The organism is Paenibacillus sp. FSL K6-0276 (assembly GCF_037977235.1).
Taxonomy (GTDB): domain Bacteria; phylum Bacillota; class Bacilli; order Paenibacillales; family Paenibacillaceae; genus Paenibacillus_AQ.
This window is the reverse complement of sequence record NZ_CP150276.1, coordinates 5,128,136-5,145,493: the sequence shown is the minus strand read 5'-3', so window position 1 is coordinate 5,145,493 and position 17,358 is coordinate 5,128,136. Positions and strand designations below refer to the sequence as shown.

Genomic DNA, 17,358 nt, shown 5'->3' with positions numbered 1-17,358 from the left:
GTGTATAGAATGTACAAAGAAATCGCTCCTTTTGAGATGGTTGGGTGGTCCCTCCATTTCTACTAAGGAGCGGTTTCTTTTTGATCTCGGTTAAGGATGAGTAGCTTATTTCCTGATACGCCGATCAGGTAACGAACGTTTACGATATCTTCATCGCTCATATTATCTATTGACAGAACAGCTGTAACACGGACTCTCGTTGAAGTGCGGCTAGTGACGGTGAGTCTTCTTGGAATAAAAAGCAATGGTTCCTGTATCCCGCCATTCATGCGGCTCGCGGCAATTATTCAGAAGCCTCAACATGGACCTACGACGATGGATGCCCACAGTGTATTTCGTATGGCAACCATAGGTGGCGCAAAGGCGGTAGGGATGCAAGATAAGATCGGCAGTATCGAGGTAGGCAAAAAAGCAGATCTAGTGCTCCTGAATCTCTACAATTTTCATACCTTCCCCTCCTACGACGTAGATCCCATCTCTAGGATTGTATATTCCGCTACTCGGGCGGATGTGGAAACCACGATTATCGATAGGGAGCATACTTCGATCGTCTGAAGATATGCCAATTGATGGTTAACAGGGATGTTTCAAAACCGGAAGGGTCACGGGGCATCTCTGTTTTTTTTGTGGGGGTGAAATCTACCATTTTGATAAAAAAAGTAAGTATTGTTATACTAGAACAACCTGATATTTTACAAGATACTAGAATAGATTTTATATTTCGAACAAATGAACATGTAAGAGGGGATTTTACGTGAAAAAGCACGGGCCGGATCGAGCCCATTTCTTTATCGTTGTTATGTTGTTATGGTTAAAACTACTGCTACTGAGAGTGTTGTTCTTTGATAGAATCGCTTGGGAGTGGATTGCAGCGGATGTTGCGCCAGTCCTTTTTATCATGGGGATTCTAACGGTGATTACGCCATCTCGGGTGAGAACATCCGTCTATTGGATATTTAACGGTTTATTATCGCTGTTGCTGTTCGCAGCCGCTGTATATTTTAATCACTTTGGTTCTGTTCCAACCTATCTGGCCTTATCTGAAATCAATCAGGTATTTCAAGTGAAGGCGAGCGTAGAATCTACGATACAGACTATTGATTATTTATTCTTCGCGGATTTTGTAATCTTCGCAATCTATGGTTTGATTCGCAGATGGCGACAAGGAAAGACCTACCCTCGTGAGCGCTTTAGCTCTCGGAAGACAGGATTAGTGCATATGCTGGTGATTGTGGTATCCATTATTGGAGGTTTTTCTTTATCAGCATATTCTGTACACTCTGCTCGGGGAATTACGAATGAGCTTGTACAGGCAGAAAGTGCTGGATTTCTAAATTATGAGGTCGTTGCAGCAATTAAGATCAAGGAAGATAACAACCTCATTGGAACAGGTGATATTAAGGATACGATCGCGAAGGTTGACGCACTGCAATCTTCCTATCCATATAGTGACAAGCCAGCGGGCACGACGCCTGATTATTTTGGCTCACAAAAGGGTAAGAATGTAATTGTGCTACAATTGGAAGCTTTTCAAAATTTCCCGCTGCATCAATCTCTGAATGGTCAGGAACTGACGCCAGTCATGAATAAGTTAGCTGATGAGGGCTTTTATTTCCCTCATGTCTACCAGCAGATTGGTCCGGGGAATACATCTGACGCTGAATTTATGAGTAATACATCAATTTATCCGATTGGGACTTTGGCAATGTCCACCGGATTCGGGGACAGAGAACTGCCAAGCTTACCGCGACTGCTTAGGGATGAAGGGTATGAGGCGTACACCTTTCATGTGAATAAAGTTGGCTTTTGGAACCGGAGTGAGCTATATCCGGCGCTTGGATTTAACGGCTATTATGACAAGGATTATTTTAAAAATGATCATTTTAATGCGTTTGGTGCTTCTGATGAACAGCTGTATATTACAGGTGTCGAGAAATTGGTAGAACTGCAGAAGAAAGGAACTCCTTTCTACGCACAGATGGTGACAGCATCCAGTCATCATCCGTTCAAAATCCCAGATTCCTTTAAGAAAATTACTGTGCCTGATAATTTGAAGGATACGATGCTTGGTGATTATTTGACTGCTATTAACTATACCGACTATGCCATAGGTACATTAATAGAAGGACTGAAGAAAAATGGAATGTGGGATAACACCGTTCTGGTAATGTATGGCGATCACTTTGGCCTGCAGCCTCAGGATGTTCCGCCGGAGCAAGTGGAAAGCGCACTTGGTATTCCATATGATTCCCGGATCAGCCGCTTTAATATTCCATTAATTGTGCGTGTGCCGGGAATGGAGCAAGGGCAAGTAGTAGAGCGTACCGGAGGACAACTAGATATCCTTCCTACGATCGCTAATCTACTTGGGGTTTCACTAAAACAAGAAGGATTTATCGCCTTTGGTCATGACCTGCTCAACATTGATCGTAATGTTTTTGGCATGCGTTACTATCTGCCGTCCGGCTCCTTCTTTAATGATGACATTCTTTATGTACCTGGAAAAGAATTCGCAGATGGTGAAGCTGTGTCGCTGGATACGCTCAAGCCGGTAACAGACTTCTCGAAATATCAGAGCGATTATGAGTATGTGCTGAAGCTGATGAACTTGTCCGACAAATATGTGAAACTGTTACCACAGAGATAGGGGGGGAATATGAAAAGGTTGTTGAAACCGGAGGTTCTCGTAGGCCTTGCGGGCTGCGGTCTCATTATTTATCTGCTATTCGTAGGACCTTTTATTGGAGTTGCCGATAATGGAGATTTCCTGCGTATGATGAATACCATCGGTCTGAACTACTACGATACTGCTGCATCTTATGCTGACCAGTTTTTTAATTACAGCCATTCCCGTTTTGCGTATGATAATTTGTTCAGTGGCTTTTATCCTTCCTCACAGATTTTGATCGTACTTGTACCGAGGCTGATCGGCGGGCTCCTCCATGGAAGCTTTTTTGATGTTAAATTGCTTGGTGCAGTCTATGGTCTTCTTTTACTGGTGGCGACCTGGCTGCTGGTGAAGTATAATGCTCGCGGCTCTTATGTTACGGGGCTGCTGCTAGGTGCAGCTATATTGTTTGTATTCTATGATATTGGGTATTTGGCATACTTTAACTCCTTGTTTGGAGAACCGGTATCGATGGTGTTCATGCTGCTGACATTTGCGCTGGGGTTAAGATTAACTAGTCAAGAGAAGCCAACGACTAAAGGGTTAACCTTGTTCTTTATCGCCATTCTCTTTCTGGTCACCTCCAAAATTCAGAATGCACCGATTGGGATTGCCTTTGCTCTGATCTTCCTACGGTTTATGACGCTTGACGGTGAGAGAAAATGGAGAAAGCTGGCCTTACGCTTTTCAATTGCCATATTTCTTGTATCTATCGTTATGTACGTGACGGCGCCAAAAGAGCTGAAGCATATTAACCTGTATCAGACCGTGTTTTTTGGAATTTTGAACGAATCGCCGGATGTTAAGGGAGATTTGCAGGAACTTGGTTTGCCGGAGCGGCTAGAGGTACTGGCGGGTACGAATTATTTTCAGACAGATACAGTTATCAAGCAGGATGATCCTTCGCTGGTACCGGATTTCTACGACCGGGTATCCCATAAAGATGTATTGTTCTTCTACCTAAAGCATCCGGGTCGGTTAATAGATAATATGGAATATGCTGCGAGTAACAGTATGGCGATTCGCCCTTATTATCTAGGGAACTATGAGAAGAGTGAGAATAAGCCAGCAGGCGCATTATCGTATACTTACAGTGGGTGGAGCGAATTCAAGAACAAACATATTCCGCATACGCTCGGATTTCTCTCCCTATTTTATCTGGTGTATTTTGCAGGGGCACTGTTCCAATATTTCCGTAGCAGGGATGTTCGTGGAAGAGTTGCCGGTGAGCTTCTTATGCTATTAGGACTGATAGGGATTTTCTCCTTCTTGGTTCCGATTCTTGGGGACGGAAGGGCTGACATCGGTAAGCATTTATTCCTGTTTAATGTGTGTTTCGATATGATGGTTGTTGTCATGTTTGGATGGATTGTGCACAAGCTAGTGGGGATTGTAAGACGTTAATTTAAGGAACAAATCAAACAGCAAGTTTCCGATTATGGAGACTTGCTGTTTTTTTAAATATAAGAATTTATATGTTCCATGCTATAAATTATCCTTATATTTCTCGCTTAAACGCTTACCGTCCTTATAGGGACGTCGAAGGCGTTTATACTTGTTGTTCATCCTCCAGCAACTCACGCAGCATGCCCTGACGGTCATTCATAAACGCTTTGGTCACGGTGTAGTGCTCCGTTTCCTCCAAGGCGACGGACCGTATGCCCTCACCCTCTAGGAGAAAAATCTCAGCTCCCGGATAGGACATCAGAATGGGCGAATGGGTTGCAATAATAAACTGTGAATCCTGCTGCACTAGCTCATGCATACGCACTAAGAGAGACATTTGCCGCAGAGGAGATAGAGCCGCTTCAGGTTCGTCGAGGATATAAAGGCCACGGCCTCCGAAGCGGTGAACAAATGCTGCAAAAAAAGACTCTCCGTGGGACTGCTCATGCAGGGATTTACCACCATAGGAGTTCTTGATCGGTGGGCCGAAACTAGGCTGTTCATCTAATTCATCAATGTAGGAAGCCACATTATAATAGCTCTCCGCGCGTAGAAAAAAGCCGTCCTTCGGACGTCTAACCCCTCTAGCAATTCTAAAATACTCATAGAGACTCGAATGCGAGGAACGAGTGTTAAAAGAGAAGTTAAGTGTTCCACCTTCAGGGTTAAAGCCCCAAGCGGCAGCGATCCCTTCTAGCAAGGTAGATTTCCCTGTACCGTTTTCTCCAACAAGAAAGGTTACTGGTTTTTGAAAAGTAAGACGATCCAGAGTACGAACTGCAGGTAGATGAAATGGATAGGTTTGGAATGATGGAACCAGATCACGAAGCAGTTCTGCATGGCGCAAGTACAGCGTGGTGTTATTCATAGTATCCCCCCTTGTGAATTCCAAAAACAATCATTTCCGGACAGATATGACGAGGTTAAAACATGAGCTAGACCTTTATAGTATAACAGCATCCTGCGAGTGGATGAAATCTTCTAAGGTTCGGGCAAGCGGGGCGAAAGACAGGGTACATCTGCCAATTTAGTTCTAGTAATGACAGATGTCCATGAGGCGAGTGCTGACTCCGCATATAGTTATACTGTCTTGAGAATACAACGGGGCAGGGTGAAGGCCGTGAACGCAAGAAAGAGAAAACACAAGCGTCCGCGAGAATATCGCGACGGTTATCACGAGGGATATCGACTTGGCATGTGTGAGGCTGTGCAGCGTCTGAATACTGCAGAGGTCGAGGCCTGCCGACCATTTAAGTTAATGTATGTTCCTCAAGGGTTCCAAGCGATCGACACTGGCGTAACGGAGGCGCTGCAACAGCTTGTAAGTGAGCTTGTAATAAGCACTCCTGAAACTATGCTGGAAACCGCGGCACGGGAGATGCCCGGGGCAGTGCTAGTTATGAACGGGCTTCATGTATTCCCGGAAAATCATTTAGAACAGATTTCAGAGATAAGAAAGCTAGGCATTCCAGCCGCCATCTGGTTTGTGGATGATCCTTATTTTACAGAGGACACTTCGGTAATCTGTCGTCATTATGATCACGTATTTACGCATGAGCTCGGTTGTGTAGAGTTTTATCAATCACTTGGGGTGGAATCTGTTCACTATTTGCCACTGTGTGTCAATCCGAGAATGTTCTATCCACGTCGTACGGCTCCCAAGTATAAGTACGACATTGTATTTATCGGGAATGCATTCCGTAATCGGACTGAGCTGTTCGATGAACTCGCTCCTTATCTTAAGCATAAGAAGGTGCTTATCGCTGGTGGATTCTGGGAACGACTCGCGACCTATGACCAGCTTTCTCCTTTTATTAGCAACGGTTTTATCCCGCCTGAGGAAACAGCGAACTACTACAGCGGTGCAAAACTAGTAATAAATATTCACCGTCCGTGGGAGGAGGGGCAGGACAACCGGAATAGCTTCCGTCTACCCTCACGCTCTATTAATCCGCGTACCTATGAGATCAGTGCCTGCGGTGCTATGCAGCTTACGGATGTTCGTGAGGATCTAGGAAGATATTATCGCGCAGGTTATGACCTTGATACTTTTAGTTCAGCTAAGGAGTTACAGCAGAAGATAGAGTACTATCTGAAGCATGAAAAAGAGCGTCGACTGTTAGCTTTACGGGGACTACGAACTACAATACGAAACCATACTTTCACCGCACGTTTGCCCCATTTGCTGAATGTGATTGCTTCACGTGTATGAAATCTATAACGGGATAAAGGAGCGAGAATGATGAACAATAATGAATTTATTATGCCTACACCACCGTTACCTTTGACGCCTCCAGAGGAAGAAAAGCTACGTGGTCGTTTGAGTGGTTTCAAGGGTGGTTATGATGAGGGCTATTTACGGGGGCGACTTGCGATTTTGAATGGTCGACCAGAAGAAGTATTTCCTGTACGGAATATTCATGTCATGTATGTCGCTTCTGGCAAAGGATATCCTTATTCCCCGTTGGACGATGCGGTTCTTTATGCTCTGCAAAAATTAGCAGCTCATGTCACGGTTACGGATGTGCGTCAAAACCTAGGAGAGCTAGCCGCAGCGCAAAGACCGGATCTGGTACTCGTGCTGGACGGTATGGATTTACCGCTTGAGCAGATCGCTGTTCTTCGGGCTAGTGGGATCAAGACAGCCATTTGGCTTACAGATGATCCTTACTACACAGATTTTACGATCAAGATTGTGGCGCACTATGATTATGTGTTTACTCTTGAACGTAATTGTATCGATTTCTACCGGGGACTTGGCTGCCCAGAAGTACATTATCTTCCCTTTGCCGCTCACCGGGAGCATTACCGTCCTACTACAACGCGTTCGCCTGTGAATAGAGAAGTTAGCTTTATTGGCTCTGCCTATTGGAATCGGGTCAACTTCTTCCGTGAGATTCTTCCTGACCTGATGAACTATAACACGGTAATTAACGGCATCTGGTGGGATCGTCTGCCTGAGGCTCCTCAATACGGAGACCGAATAGAGATTGGCAAATGGATGTCGCCACAAGAGACTGCAGTAACTTACAGTGGCTCCAAAATCGTAATTAATCTACACCGTTCGCACATAGATGAAGTAGTTAACAATAATACCCTCTCGATTTCGGCGGTTTCTCCTAATCCGCGTACTTTTGAAATCGCAGCATCGGGTACATTGCAACTGTGTGATGCGAGAGATGATTTGAGCTCTTTCTACAAGCCAGATGAAGAAATCGTGACCTTCGCAAGCCCTCGAGAAATGATGGACAAAATCCGTTATTACTTGACACATGAGGAGGAACGTCGTGAGATTGTACTACGCGCTTTTGAACGGACATTGAAGGATCACACGTATATCAAACGTCTGGACCAGTTGTTGTCCGTTATTTACGGTTAAATTTGTTTTTGAACAAAAATTTAGAAATGTGTGTTTATCAGGGGACAGGTGTCGTGCCGGCATCTGTTTCTCCGCGATATACTGGAGTACTGTATTTCGGCGTTTGTCTGTAACGAATGATTCGTAATCCTAAGCGAACGCTTCGTAAAACTAAGTGGATGCTTCCGAAGCGAGTTTTACTGTGAAGTATTAATCCTAAGCGAACGCTTCGTAAAACTTTTAAGGAGGTGAATGGCTGCTCCAGGCCCTCGATAGGGAGCGCCGAAACGCCATGGCCGACAAAGCTACAATCGTACTCTTTTCTCATGTATCTAACACTCGCAGCATTACAGGAGCGGAGAAATTATTATTATTCTTCGCTCGGGAACTTTCTCCGTACTTTAACTGTATTCTCGTTGCGCCCCAGGACGGCAAGCTAACCACTCAGGCTCGAAGATGCGGATTAAGTGTACAGTTGCTCTCGATTCCTCTTTTATATGGAATGTATACTCCTTATGCAGGGTTGGAGGCAGATGCTCGTAAATTCCAGGAAAGCAGGGAGTATCACGAATTAACCGACTGGCTGGCCGCCCTGCGCCCGGCGTTTATCATTACAAGCACCTGTGTGCATGCTTTGCCAGCAATGGCTGCCAAGTCACTAGGCATTCCGGTGGTATGGAAAATATCAGAGACGATTACAGACAATGAATATACACCCATTAGTGTAGGGCTGATTCATCGTAATAGTGATGAGATTCTGGCCATTTCACATACTGCGGCAGCTTGCTTCCCGGAAGAGATCAGGGAGGGAAAAGTGATTCAGCTTCCCCCTTCTTGGAACGACAACGAGATGATGTTCGAGGCTTGGAGTAAGCTCCGAGGCGAACGGCGGAGAGAGCTACGGGTTCGACCGCAGGAGCAGTTGATCGGTTATATCTCTTCTTATATCAATAAGGAAAAAGGACTGGAGCATTTCGTGAAAATGGCAGTCCTTGTAGCAGCGGTTCATCCGAGTTCGAAATTTCTTGTGATTGGCATGGCTGGTGACAAAAGTTATTATGATCGCTGTGTACGGAAGGTGAAGCTTGAAGGTTTGAGTTCCCGCTTTAAGTTTGTAGATTATGAAGATTGTATTCCTGCCGCTTATTGTGCTATGGATGTGCTGGTCGTTCCCAGTCTAATTCGCGAAGGATTTGGGATGACCGCACTAGAGGGGATGGCTTTTGGCAAGCCAGTCGTTGCCTATGACTCCGGCGGCTTACGGGAGATTCTGCATACGGCAGGCAGTGGTGATTATCTGGTGCCGTCATCGGATATATCCGCATTGGCTGAAAGAGTGAATACCATGCTGGCACAGCCGGGGCTGGCGGAAGCAATAGGCAGTCAGGTGCGTGAGCGCGTTGACGCCGCCTATGGGCCGGTGGCTTACCGGGCTCGCCTTCATGGACTAGCGGAGATGTGGAATCTCCGCTATTGCAGCGCACCTCCGGTGCGCGAGGCTGGCAGCGTGGTGGAACCACCTGCAGCATCGCCTGACTTACCCGCAGCATCGCCGGCATTGCCGCGAAGCAAGGGTCTGCCGAGCCGCGCGGCCCGCAAGCGGCGCGGCAAAGCTCGGGCGCGCCGTCGGAGCGGGCGCCCGCTGGTCTTACGCCGCGCTGCTCGCAAGCGGCGTAAGGGCTCTGTCCGGCGGCGGAGCACCGCCAGGGGCAAGCGCCGCCGTGCCAGCCGACGAGTCGCAAGGCGCAAAGCGGTATAAATCCCGCTGATTGAGGCCAATTCAGCTAAACAAGCCAAAAGAACGGTATAAATCCCGCTGATTGGGCCCAATTCAGCTAAACAAGCCAAAAGAACGGTATAAATCCCGCTGATTGAGTCCAATCCAGCTAAATGAGGCAAAAGAACGGTATAAATCCCGCTGATTAGGCCCAATCCAGCTAAATGAGCCGAAAAAACGGTATAAATCCGATTACTATTGCAGCGTAAACCCATAAATAAAGAAGGCGAGGGAGTGAGCCAATGAAGATCATGACGATTTTGGGCACGAGGCCTGAAATCATCCGCCTCAGTGTTATCATTCCGCTTCTTGATGCACATGCAGAACGACATGTACTGGTGCACACGGGGCAAAATTTCACAGCGAGTCTCAGTGGAATTTTCTTCGCCGAGCTTGGACTGCGGGCACCTGATTATGTGTTGCAGGATAAGCAGACAGGGCTAGGTGGCCAACTTGCCGCCATGTTCGAGGGGCTGGAGAGTATTTTACTGAAAGAGCAGCCGGATCGGGTTCTACTCCTGGGGGATACGAACAGCGCGCTATGCGCGATTTTGGCTGAGCGAATGGGTATTCCGGTGGTGCATATGGAAGCAGGGAACCGCTGCTATGACCTAAAAGTGCCCGAAGAGAAAAACCGCCGTGTCATAGATGCGGTTTCGACCATTAATATGCCATATACACAGCAGAGCAAAAGACATCTCATCAGCGAAGGATTCCCTAGTAGGCGTATTGTGTTAACAGGAAATCCTATTCATGAGGTAATTTCTCATTATGAACAAAGAATCGAGGCCAGTGATATTCTGGATCGGCTGAATCTTACCTCAGGGCAGTATTTCCTTGTTACAGCCCACCGGGCCGAGAATGTAGATGATCCCGAGTCCCTTGTACAAATTATGTCAGGTCTTAACGCTGTGGCTGAGCATTTTGGAATTCGTTTAATTTGCAGCATCCACCCTCGCACTCGTTCCAAACTTACGGAGCAATTTTCCCTTCCAATGAACCCTCTTGTAGAATTTCATGAACCCTTTGGATTTTTTGATTTCGTCCATTTGGAACAGCATACCTTATGCGCCATCACTGATAGCGGAACCGTTCAGGAGGAGTGCTGTTTGATGAAAGTACCGACTGTAACCATTCGCAGAACAACCGAACGTCCAGAAACAGTAGATTGTGGAAGTAATGTGGTATCAGGTGTAGATCAGCAAAGTATTCTGCGTTCTGTCAAGCTGATGACGGCGCTGAATCGAAATTGGGAGGCTCCGGAAGGCTACTTGACTCCGGATGTTTCGATCAAGGTAGTCAAATTCTTGCTTGGAGGGAACCTGCATGTTCAATAATAAACGGATTGTGGTTACAGGCGGGACTGGTTCCTGGGGGCATGAACTGATTAGACAGCTTCTGCCGCAAAATCCCAAGGAAATCATCATATACTCCCGCGGTGAGTCCGCCCAAGTGGCAATGAGTCGTGAGTTTGAGGATACCCGCCTCAGCTTTATTATTGGTGATATTCGTGATAAAGATGCACTTATTGCCGCATGCCGTGGCGTGGATTATATCTTCCATCTGGCTGCGTTAAAGCATGTTCCGGTCTGTGAAGATCAGCCTTATGAAGCACTCAAAACAAATGTCGTAGGTACTCAAAATGTTATCGAAGCTGCAATTGCAAACGGCGTTGAGAAGGCCATCTACATCTCCACCGATAAAGCCGCCAATCCGTCCAACTTCTATGGTATGACCAAGGCGATTGGCGAGAAACTGTTCGTATATGCGAACCTGCTTGGTGCAAGAACTCGGTTCGTAACTGTACGGGGTGGTAATGTGCTAGGGACGAACGGCAGCGTAGTGCATTTGTTCATGAAACAGATCAAGGACAAAGGACAGGTACGGATTACCAATATGCAAATGACTCGCTTCTTCTTCACACTGCGTGATGCTGTTACGTTGCTATTCAAAGCCTCGGAGGTCAGTGTGGGCGGGGAGATATTTGTCATGACAATGCCGACTTGTCGGATTATTGATTTAGCAGAGGTGCTAATTGAAGCTTCTGGGAAACGTGTAAGTATTGTTGAATCGGGCATCCGTCCTGGTGAAAAAATCCATGAAATTTTGATGAGTGATTTCGAGAGTAGATCTACCGTTGTTTACGATGAGCAGTATCTTGTCATTCTGCCGACGCTAGATATGCCTGAATTGAAGGAGCGTTACCAGCGATTCTCTCCCGTCACCTTCAGCAGTTTCAGTTCTGACCAGTATTTAATTTCTAAAGATGAAATCAGAGATATATTGCAGCGTGGAGGATTTCTATAATGAAGCTGTTAATTTTTGGTGGGAACGGTATGGCAGGACATATGCTGGTGGAATTTTTTAAGCGCCGGAACAATGTGGAGGTTTTCTATACTACCCGAAATCCCAAGGATAAAAATGGCCTAGTTCTTGACGCACTCGATGATCGTCTTGTGGAGCATACGATAGAGACTGTTCGACCGGATATTATTATCAATGCCATTGGTATCCTGAATCAGTTTGCGGCCCAGAATATCTTTGATGCTTATCATATCAACGGATTCCTCCCGCACAAGCTCCGCAGTGCCGCCGACCGGATTGGTGCGAGATTGATCCATATCAGCACGGATTGCGTTTTTGAGGGAACCCGAGGTAGCTACAGCGAATCCGATCTTCCCGACGGCATAAGCACCTATGCATTAACCAAAGCAATTGGGGAGGTCGATGCTCCCGGACACTTGACCATCCGTACCTCGATCATCGGGCCCGAGATTCGTCTCGAAGGTATTGGTCTGCTGAACTGGTTCATGCAGCAGCAAGGAAGGGTTCAAGGATACCGCAATGTGTTATGGAATGGCGTGACGACGTTGGAACTGGCGAGGGCGATCAGTGTACTCATGCTGTCCCCCCTCTCTGGTATCCTCCATCTTGCCCATCCGAAACCGGTCTGCAAATATGAGTTGCTACTTTTGTTCAAGGATACCTGGGGGCTTCAAGAAATAGATGTAGTTGCAAGCGATACTCCAGTTCAAGATCGGACGCTCTTATCAACACGCATGGATATGGACTACTCGCTCCCAGATTATCCGCTGATGATGAAGGAGCTGAAAATATGGATGAATGGGGCTTAAAACCACAGCAGACTATCGTGATTACCGGTGCTTCTGGATTTACAGGACAGCATGCCTGTGCCTATTTCAGCTCGATTGGCATGAATGTGGTGGCTCTTGTTCGCAAAAAAACAACTAAAAAGCAGTCCGAAGGGATTTGCTATTATGCATGCGAGCTGCTGGACAGCACCGAGCTTGAAGAAACGCTCCGCAGTATTGTACCTGATTATGTGCTTCACCTTGGCGGCAAAAATTCTGTCCCGGAAGCTTGGCAAAAACCGTTGTTGTATATGGAATCTAACATTATGGCTACCCTTAACCTGCTGAATGCGCTTCGTCATTCCCCTTCTTGTCGAATTCTTGTGGTAGGATCTCGCCTAAGTTTCCCTCTCCAGCCGCCATATCGTCCAGGGCATCCTTACAGTTTAAGCAAGAGCCTTCAATCTGCCGGGGCTCTTTCCTGGGCTTCACTGTTCGGACAGTCCGTGATGATCGCCGAACCAAGCAACTTGATTGGACCCGGACCATCAACTGGCTTTTGTTCGCTTCTTGGTAGGCATATCGCCGGACTGGAAAGAGGCGAAGAGTTAACGCCGTTCACCCTTTCTTCCCGAACGGAACGGCGCGACTTTCTGGATGTTCGTGATGCCGTGAGGGCATACGCAGTTCTACTGTCTATGGGTCAATCTGGAGCAACCTATCAGATTGACTCCGGTACAGAGCGAACCTTGTATGAAGTAGCCTTATCAATGGTACAACTTGCTTCCTGCTCTGTACCAATCTCATGGAGTGAGCAAGGGGATTCGGAAGAAAAGCCATTTTCGCAGATTTTCAGGAAGTCTGTTACACCAGAGCAATTACCTGTTCACAATTGGAGACCGGAAATTCCAAACCTGCAGTCATTTGTCGATATTATAGATTACTTTCGATTGGAGGGGGGGACATCATGAAGCCTAAAGTGTCTATCATCATTCCTTTTTATAATTGTTCCTATGTAGAACGGGCGATTCGTAGTGCACTAGCTCAAACCTATCAGCCGATTGAAATTATTGTAGTAGATGATGGATCTACCCTTCATTCTGAGAAAATTCGTAAATTTCATGATCGTGTGTGTTATCTCGGCAAACCTAATGGGGGTACGGCCAGCGCGCTCAATTATGGAATTCGAAATGCTTCGGGAGATTATATTACTTGGCTCAGTTCCGATGACTTCTATCAGCCCCACAAGAGCGAGAGGCAAGTACAGTTCATGATGGAGACGGGTGCTTATATCTCGCATACCAACTTTAACTACATTAACGGGGAGGGGGTGATGACAAAGTTCGCCGTTGCATCCGTTTTTCCGTCTTTACCTGATTTTCAACGTTGTTTTCTGAACGCTAATCCTGTGAATGGATGCACAGTGATGATGAAGCGGGAGTTGTTTGATCAGATCGGGTACTTTGACGAGCACCTTCTTTATACACAAGATCTGGATTTCTGGTATCGGGCAATACTAGCTGGATATTCTTTCCCATTCTTAAACGAGACGCTTGTGTACTACCGATGGCATGACGGAATGGGAACACGTTTGAATGGCTCGAAAATTGAAGTGGAGCTAGCCTACGTCCAGGCTAAGTACCGTGGCAAATTACAGAAACTCTTGCTTGGACAGTCCAATAGAAAACAAAAATTCACATAAATAAAGGATTGAGGTAATTAGAACGATTAGAAGAGTTGGTGATTTCATTAAGGAGGGAGCTTTATGAATATTTGTTCAGTGACCTGTGCAGACAATCTAAATGAAGCGAAAATAATGGCCAGAACTGTCAAATATAACAGGCCATATGGGGGTTTTTGGTTGGGGGATACTAGCAATGTCCGGTTGTTTAAGACTGGGTCTGATCCGTTTCTGGGCAGATATGGTGTCCAGTCTGAAAATGGGAATGAAGGGTCATGAAGGGGTTAATCGTCTGTGCAGGAAAAGGCTCACGCTTAAGACCGTTCACGCTATCCAGGCCGAAAACGATGATTCCCGTCGCCAACAAAGCGATTCTATTTTATGAAATTGAAAAGCTCGCAAATGAAGGAATACGTGATATCGGAATCGTTATTCATCCTTCCCAAGAGGCAATGATTTACGAGGAGGCCGGCGACGGAGAAAAGTTCGGCGTTACTCTGACTTATTTATACCAGAACGAACCGAAAGGGATAGCCGATGCCGTTGCTGTAGCCGAAGGTTTTATTCAGGGTAGCGATTTTGTTCTTATGCTTGGTGACAACCTAGTCAAGGAGCCGCTCGGTCCGCTAATGGATCAGATGATTACGGCAGAGGCCTGTATCCTACTAACGAAAGTGGCCAATCCGCAGCAGTTCGGGGTTGCCGAAATTAACGGCGATGAGATTGTAAGACTGGTGGAGAAACCTATGTACCCGAAAAGCAATCTGGTTATAGTCGGTGTCTACGCGTTTAAATCCGGGATATTTGATCAGATCCGTAATTTAACAGCCTCTGCACGGGGAGAACTTGAAATAACGGATGCGATACAGCGGTTAATTGCTCGGAACAGCAAGGTGGCTTTCGTTACTACCAACCAAAATGTTTCCGATGTCGGGAATACAGAGCGATGGCTTGAGGCTAACATCTGGATGATGGATGACGTCTGCCAAGGGGGAAATGTGATCTCTTCTGAATCTACCCTCATCAACTGTATACTTCATGAGCCGGTAATCATCGGCCCTGGATGCAGGTTGGAGAACTGTACCATCGGGCCTTATGTTTCCATAATGTCTGGCACCCATTTGGACGATTGCATCATCGATCACAGTATTTTGCTCCGGGATATTACCATTAGTGGAACTGGAAAGTCAATCATCAGCAGTAGTATTTTAGGAGATAAAGTATGCATATCGGGCTCCGGCGAAGCTTTTGCTAAAGGGCGATTTATCCTTGGAGATTTATCACAATTTAGTTGGACGGAAAGTTGACTTATTCGGTTTGAAAATAATCTGACTTTTAGACAGTGTAAATGATCCCCTTCAAGCATTCGTGTAAACCGTTTAGGTCTAGCACTTCTGCTTAATGGGGATCATTAACATACTTCTGATAGGATATTAAGATTCCTCTTTCGTAACAAAATCATATAATAAATCGTATAATTCCATAAGTCTTGGAAATGTATTTAACTCTCTGATCTCCTCCGCCTCTAATTTTGACTCTGCAGTTTTCATATTGTTTTTATCAAGAATGTTGTCGGGCAGCGGCATAAAGATATCTGCATTTAATGAAAGCATATAACAGAGTTTTTCAAGAACATAGAGTATAAATTGATAGAATACGTTAAATTTTTCTGTATAAATGGCTTGTAATCTCAAAATATCTGTTAAATACTCATTGATGACCACCATTTCTCTTCGGTGTGGAATCATGTCAAGCACTATTAATTGAATTTCTGGACCCGGATGCAATTGAACAAATTTCATAAAGTTTTTACGTGATTGATCAAAATTATCAGCTGGCCTTGGATGTTCCTGATGATAATTGATTACTTCATCATCATGGATAAAATATGCCCCTTCCTTATACAACCGAAAACCAAGCTCCCAATCTTCCCATCCATACCCCTCGAATTGTTCATTGAAATATCCGGATTTTTCGAGTAAAGATTTAGGTAAAGATACATTGCTTGTAATGAAATTTAGCCAACTATAATGGAAATTGTTAAAATAAGGTCCGTGTTTTGTAAGAATTTTTTCAAAATAATCGTACTCAAAACTCCAAGGATCGAGCTGTGTCGGGTCGCTCATCGCTTCCATTGGGAGTAATTGAATAGCCGTGCGATCTACATGGAATTGGGTGATCATCGCTTGTACGGATGGATGCAGCTGATATAAGCTTTGCATATGTGAAATCTGATTCTCTGTGTATTGGGGATCCGCCACCGTAAAAATCCGTTTGACTTTCATACTCCCTGAAACAACTAGTGGGTTGCCTTCTTGATGATGCAACATATGTTTCTCAATTAAATCCGGGGGACAAAGCATTTCGGCATCTAGAAACAAAAGAACAGATCCAGAGGATAGACTCATCCCAATATTACGTATTTTTCCCCTCCCTACTGCTTTCTCTAGTCGAACGAATTTAATTGGAAATCTAGGATTTAAATAGTTATCAAGAAGAGAGGTGGTCGAGTCTGTTGAACCATCATCCAAAAAAATAACTTCCATTTGATCAGCGGGATATGTCTGACTTTCTAACGCCCGCAGGGCGAAATGATTTAACGGAAATCGATTATGTGATGGCATAATTACGCTTACTTGTATATTCTTTTTGGTGGAGTTTGCAACTAACGTTCCTGAGAGAGGGTTCCAATGCCAATACAATCCTGATTCATGACCTAGGAGGTCTTCAAACATAAAATTCTGAATGTCCACTAAAGTTCTCGCTGTGCTCCAAAGCCTTAAATGAGCCACTTTTCCTACAAAATGACCGTAAGGATGTCCTCCTACAGTCAAAGAGGGGTAAACATGGTTATATTCGCTGGATAGGCCTTTTTTTACAAACTCACCATTTATATAAAGGCTTGGAGTTTTGTTCTCATAAACGACTGCAACATGCTGCCAATCCGAGAATGAATATGGATAGACTAGCTTGGCCGGCATGTAGTCACTAGAATGTTCGTGAATAGAAATCCCATTAGTTCCAACTGAGATCCCAAAACCTGCATTTCCAGGAAATCTGAAATCAGGATAAATCAAATACCTCTTTCCTGTTATACCATCCGTTCCATTCTCTTGTTCAAAACCCAGTGTCTGTTCTGCCTCCGCTTTAACCCAAAATTCATATGTGAACGTATCGAATAATTCCCAAATACTTTTTTGAAACGTAATGGTTTCGTTACCGCTAAAATGCAAGGCACCAAGCTCTATCATTGCATCCCCATCCCCTCGTTTATTGGCCTCTTCTTGCACCCTTATATTACCTTTCACTCCATTCCATTCATCTTTATGCTGTTAT

The 17,358-nt window shown here is 45.3% G+C and carries 14 protein-coding genes and 1 pseudogene; 13 read left to right on the top strand and 2 right to left on the bottom strand.

Translation table 11 applies throughout. The features are described 5' to 3' along the window. Positions 1–195 precede the first annotated feature (195 nt). The 3 genes and pseudogenes from MHH52_RS24245 to MHH52_RS24235 all read left to right on the top strand — a co-directional run. Positions 196–531: pseudogene (locus MHH52_RS24245) on the top strand (amidohydrolase family protein); the annotation flags it as partial. Between the two features lie 268 nt (positions 532–799). After that, on the top strand, positions 800–2,647 hold the full coding sequence (locus tag MHH52_RS24240) for an LTA synthase family protein (protein WP_340009810.1): 1,848 nt from the start codon (positions 800–802) through the stop codon (positions 2,645–2,647). Between the two features lie 9 nt (positions 2,648–2,656). After that, a complete protein-coding gene (locus tag MHH52_RS24235) occupies positions 2,657–4,072 on the top strand; it encodes a hypothetical protein (protein WP_340004866.1) in 1,416 nt (471 codons plus the stop codon). Positions 4,073–4,217: 145 nt separating this feature from the next. On the opposite strand, the gene MHH52_RS24230 is transcribed toward MHH52_RS24235, so the two are convergent. Continuing rightward, complete coding sequence (locus tag MHH52_RS24230) at positions 4,218–4,982, bottom strand: AAA family ATPase (RefSeq protein WP_340004864.1); 765 nt, start codon at positions 4,980–4,982, stop codon at positions 4,218–4,220. A gap of 243 nt (positions 4,983–5,225) precedes the next feature. Between MHH52_RS24230 and MHH52_RS24225 the strand changes: the two genes are divergently transcribed. The 10 genes from MHH52_RS24225 (at position 5,226) to MHH52_RS24180 (ending at position 15,329) form a co-directional block, all read left to right on the top strand. Next, a complete protein-coding gene (locus MHH52_RS24225) occupies positions 5,226–6,326 on the top strand; it encodes a DUF3880 domain-containing protein (protein WP_340009808.1) in 1,101 nt (366 codons plus the stop codon). Positions 6,327–6,377: 51 nt separating this feature from the next. Next, positions 6,378–7,493 (top strand): glycosyltransferase, encoded by a 1,116-nt coding sequence (locus MHH52_RS24220; protein ID WP_340009806.1) that lies wholly within the window; start codon positions 6,378–6,380, stop codon positions 7,491–7,493. Positions 7,494–7,764: 271 nt separating this feature from the next. After that, positions 7,765–9,231, top strand: coding sequence for a glycosyltransferase family 4 protein (locus tag MHH52_RS24215; protein ID WP_340004862.1), 1,467 nt, complete (start codon positions 7,765–7,767; stop codon positions 9,229–9,231). Positions 9,232–9,491: 260 nt separating this feature from the next. Next, positions 9,492–10,586 carry a UDP-N-acetylglucosamine 2-epimerase (non-hydrolyzing) gene (wecB, locus tag MHH52_RS24210; RefSeq protein ID WP_340004861.1) on the top strand — a complete coding sequence of 365 codons (1,095 nt, stop codon included), beginning with the start codon at positions 9,492–9,494 and terminating at the stop codon, positions 10,584–10,586. Continuing rightward, entirely contained in the window at positions 10,576–11,556 is a 981-nt protein-coding gene (locus MHH52_RS24205) for a polysaccharide biosynthesis protein (RefSeq protein ID WP_313641320.1), read from the top strand. The genes wecB and MHH52_RS24205 overlap by 11 nt, the downstream gene beginning before the upstream one ends. Beyond that, the gene (locus MHH52_RS24200) at positions 11,556–12,383 is read left to right on the top strand and encodes an SDR family oxidoreductase (RefSeq protein ID WP_340004858.1); all 828 of its coding nucleotides are present in this window, start codon (positions 11,556–11,558) and stop codon (positions 12,381–12,383) included. Before MHH52_RS24205 ends, MHH52_RS24200 begins: the two co-directional genes overlap by 1 nt. Then, positions 12,365–13,312, top strand: a complete 948-nt coding sequence (locus tag MHH52_RS24195) for an NAD-dependent epimerase/dehydratase family protein (RefSeq protein WP_340004857.1) — start codon at positions 12,365–12,367, stop codon at positions 13,310–13,312. The genes MHH52_RS24200 and MHH52_RS24195 overlap by 19 nt, the downstream gene beginning before the upstream one ends. Then, the gene (locus MHH52_RS24190) at positions 13,309–14,043 is read left to right on the top strand and encodes a glycosyltransferase (RefSeq protein WP_340004855.1); all 735 of its coding nucleotides are present in this window, start codon (positions 13,309–13,311) and stop codon (positions 14,041–14,043) included. The genes MHH52_RS24195 and MHH52_RS24190 overlap by 4 nt, the downstream gene beginning before the upstream one ends. A 63-nt stretch (positions 14,044–14,106) precedes the next feature. Then, positions 14,107–14,301: a hypothetical protein gene (locus MHH52_RS24185; RefSeq protein ID WP_340004854.1), complete on the top strand. Its 195-nt coding sequence runs from the start codon at positions 14,107–14,109 to the stop codon at positions 14,299–14,301. After that, entirely contained in the window at positions 14,298–15,329 is a 1,032-nt protein-coding gene (locus MHH52_RS24180; RefSeq protein WP_340004852.1) for a glucose-1-phosphate thymidylyltransferase, read from the top strand. Before MHH52_RS24185 ends, MHH52_RS24180 begins: the two co-directional genes overlap by 4 nt. Positions 15,330–15,455: 126 nt before the next feature. Here MHH52_RS24180 and MHH52_RS24175 read toward each other — a convergent pair whose 3' ends face one another. Continuing rightward, the gene (locus MHH52_RS24175; protein WP_340004850.1) at positions 15,456–17,312 is read right to left on the bottom strand and encodes a glycosyltransferase; all 1,857 of its coding nucleotides are present in this window, start codon (positions 17,310–17,312) and stop codon (positions 15,456–15,458) included. Positions 17,313–17,358: the final 46 nt, after the last annotated feature.

Bases quoted from the DNA above. Each gene is read 5' to 3' on its own strand.
- MHH52_RS24205 (WP_313641320.1), top strand. From the start codon at position 10,576: ATGTTCAATAATAAACGGATTGTGGTTACAGGCGGGACTGGTTCCTGG.
- MHH52_RS24240 (WP_340009810.1), top strand. From the start codon at position 800: ATGTTGTTATGGTTAAAACTACTGCTACTGAGAGTGTTGTTCTTTGAT.
- MHH52_RS24215 (WP_340004862.1), top strand. From the start codon at position 7,765: ATGGCCGACAAAGCTACAATCGTACTCTTTTCTCATGTATCTAACACT.
- wecB (WP_340004861.1), top strand. From the start codon at position 9,492: ATGAAGATCATGACGATTTTGGGCACGAGGCCTGAAATCATCCGCCTC.
- MHH52_RS24230 (WP_340004864.1), bottom strand. From the start codon at position 4,982: ATGAATAACACCACGCTGTACTTGCGCCATGCAGAACTGCTTCGTGAT.
- MHH52_RS24190 (WP_340004855.1), top strand. From the start codon at position 13,309: ATGAAGCCTAAAGTGTCTATCATCATTCCTTTTTATAATTGTTCCTAT.
- MHH52_RS24220 (WP_340009806.1), top strand. From the start codon at position 6,378: ATGCCTACACCACCGTTACCTTTGACGCCTCCAGAGGAAGAAAAGCTA.
- MHH52_RS24235 (WP_340004866.1), top strand. From the start codon at position 2,657: ATGAAAAGGTTGTTGAAACCGGAGGTTCTCGTAGGCCTTGCGGGCTGC.
- MHH52_RS24195 (WP_340004857.1), top strand. From the start codon at position 12,365: ATGGATGAATGGGGCTTAAAACCACAGCAGACTATCGTGATTACCGGT.
- MHH52_RS24180 (WP_340004852.1), top strand. From the start codon at position 14,298: ATGAAGGGGTTAATCGTCTGTGCAGGAAAAGGCTCACGCTTAAGACCG.
- MHH52_RS24200 (WP_340004858.1), top strand. From the start codon at position 11,556: ATGAAGCTGTTAATTTTTGGTGGGAACGGTATGGCAGGACATATGCTG.
- MHH52_RS24185 (WP_340004854.1), top strand. From the start codon at position 14,107: ATGAATATTTGTTCAGTGACCTGTGCAGACAATCTAAATGAAGCGAAA.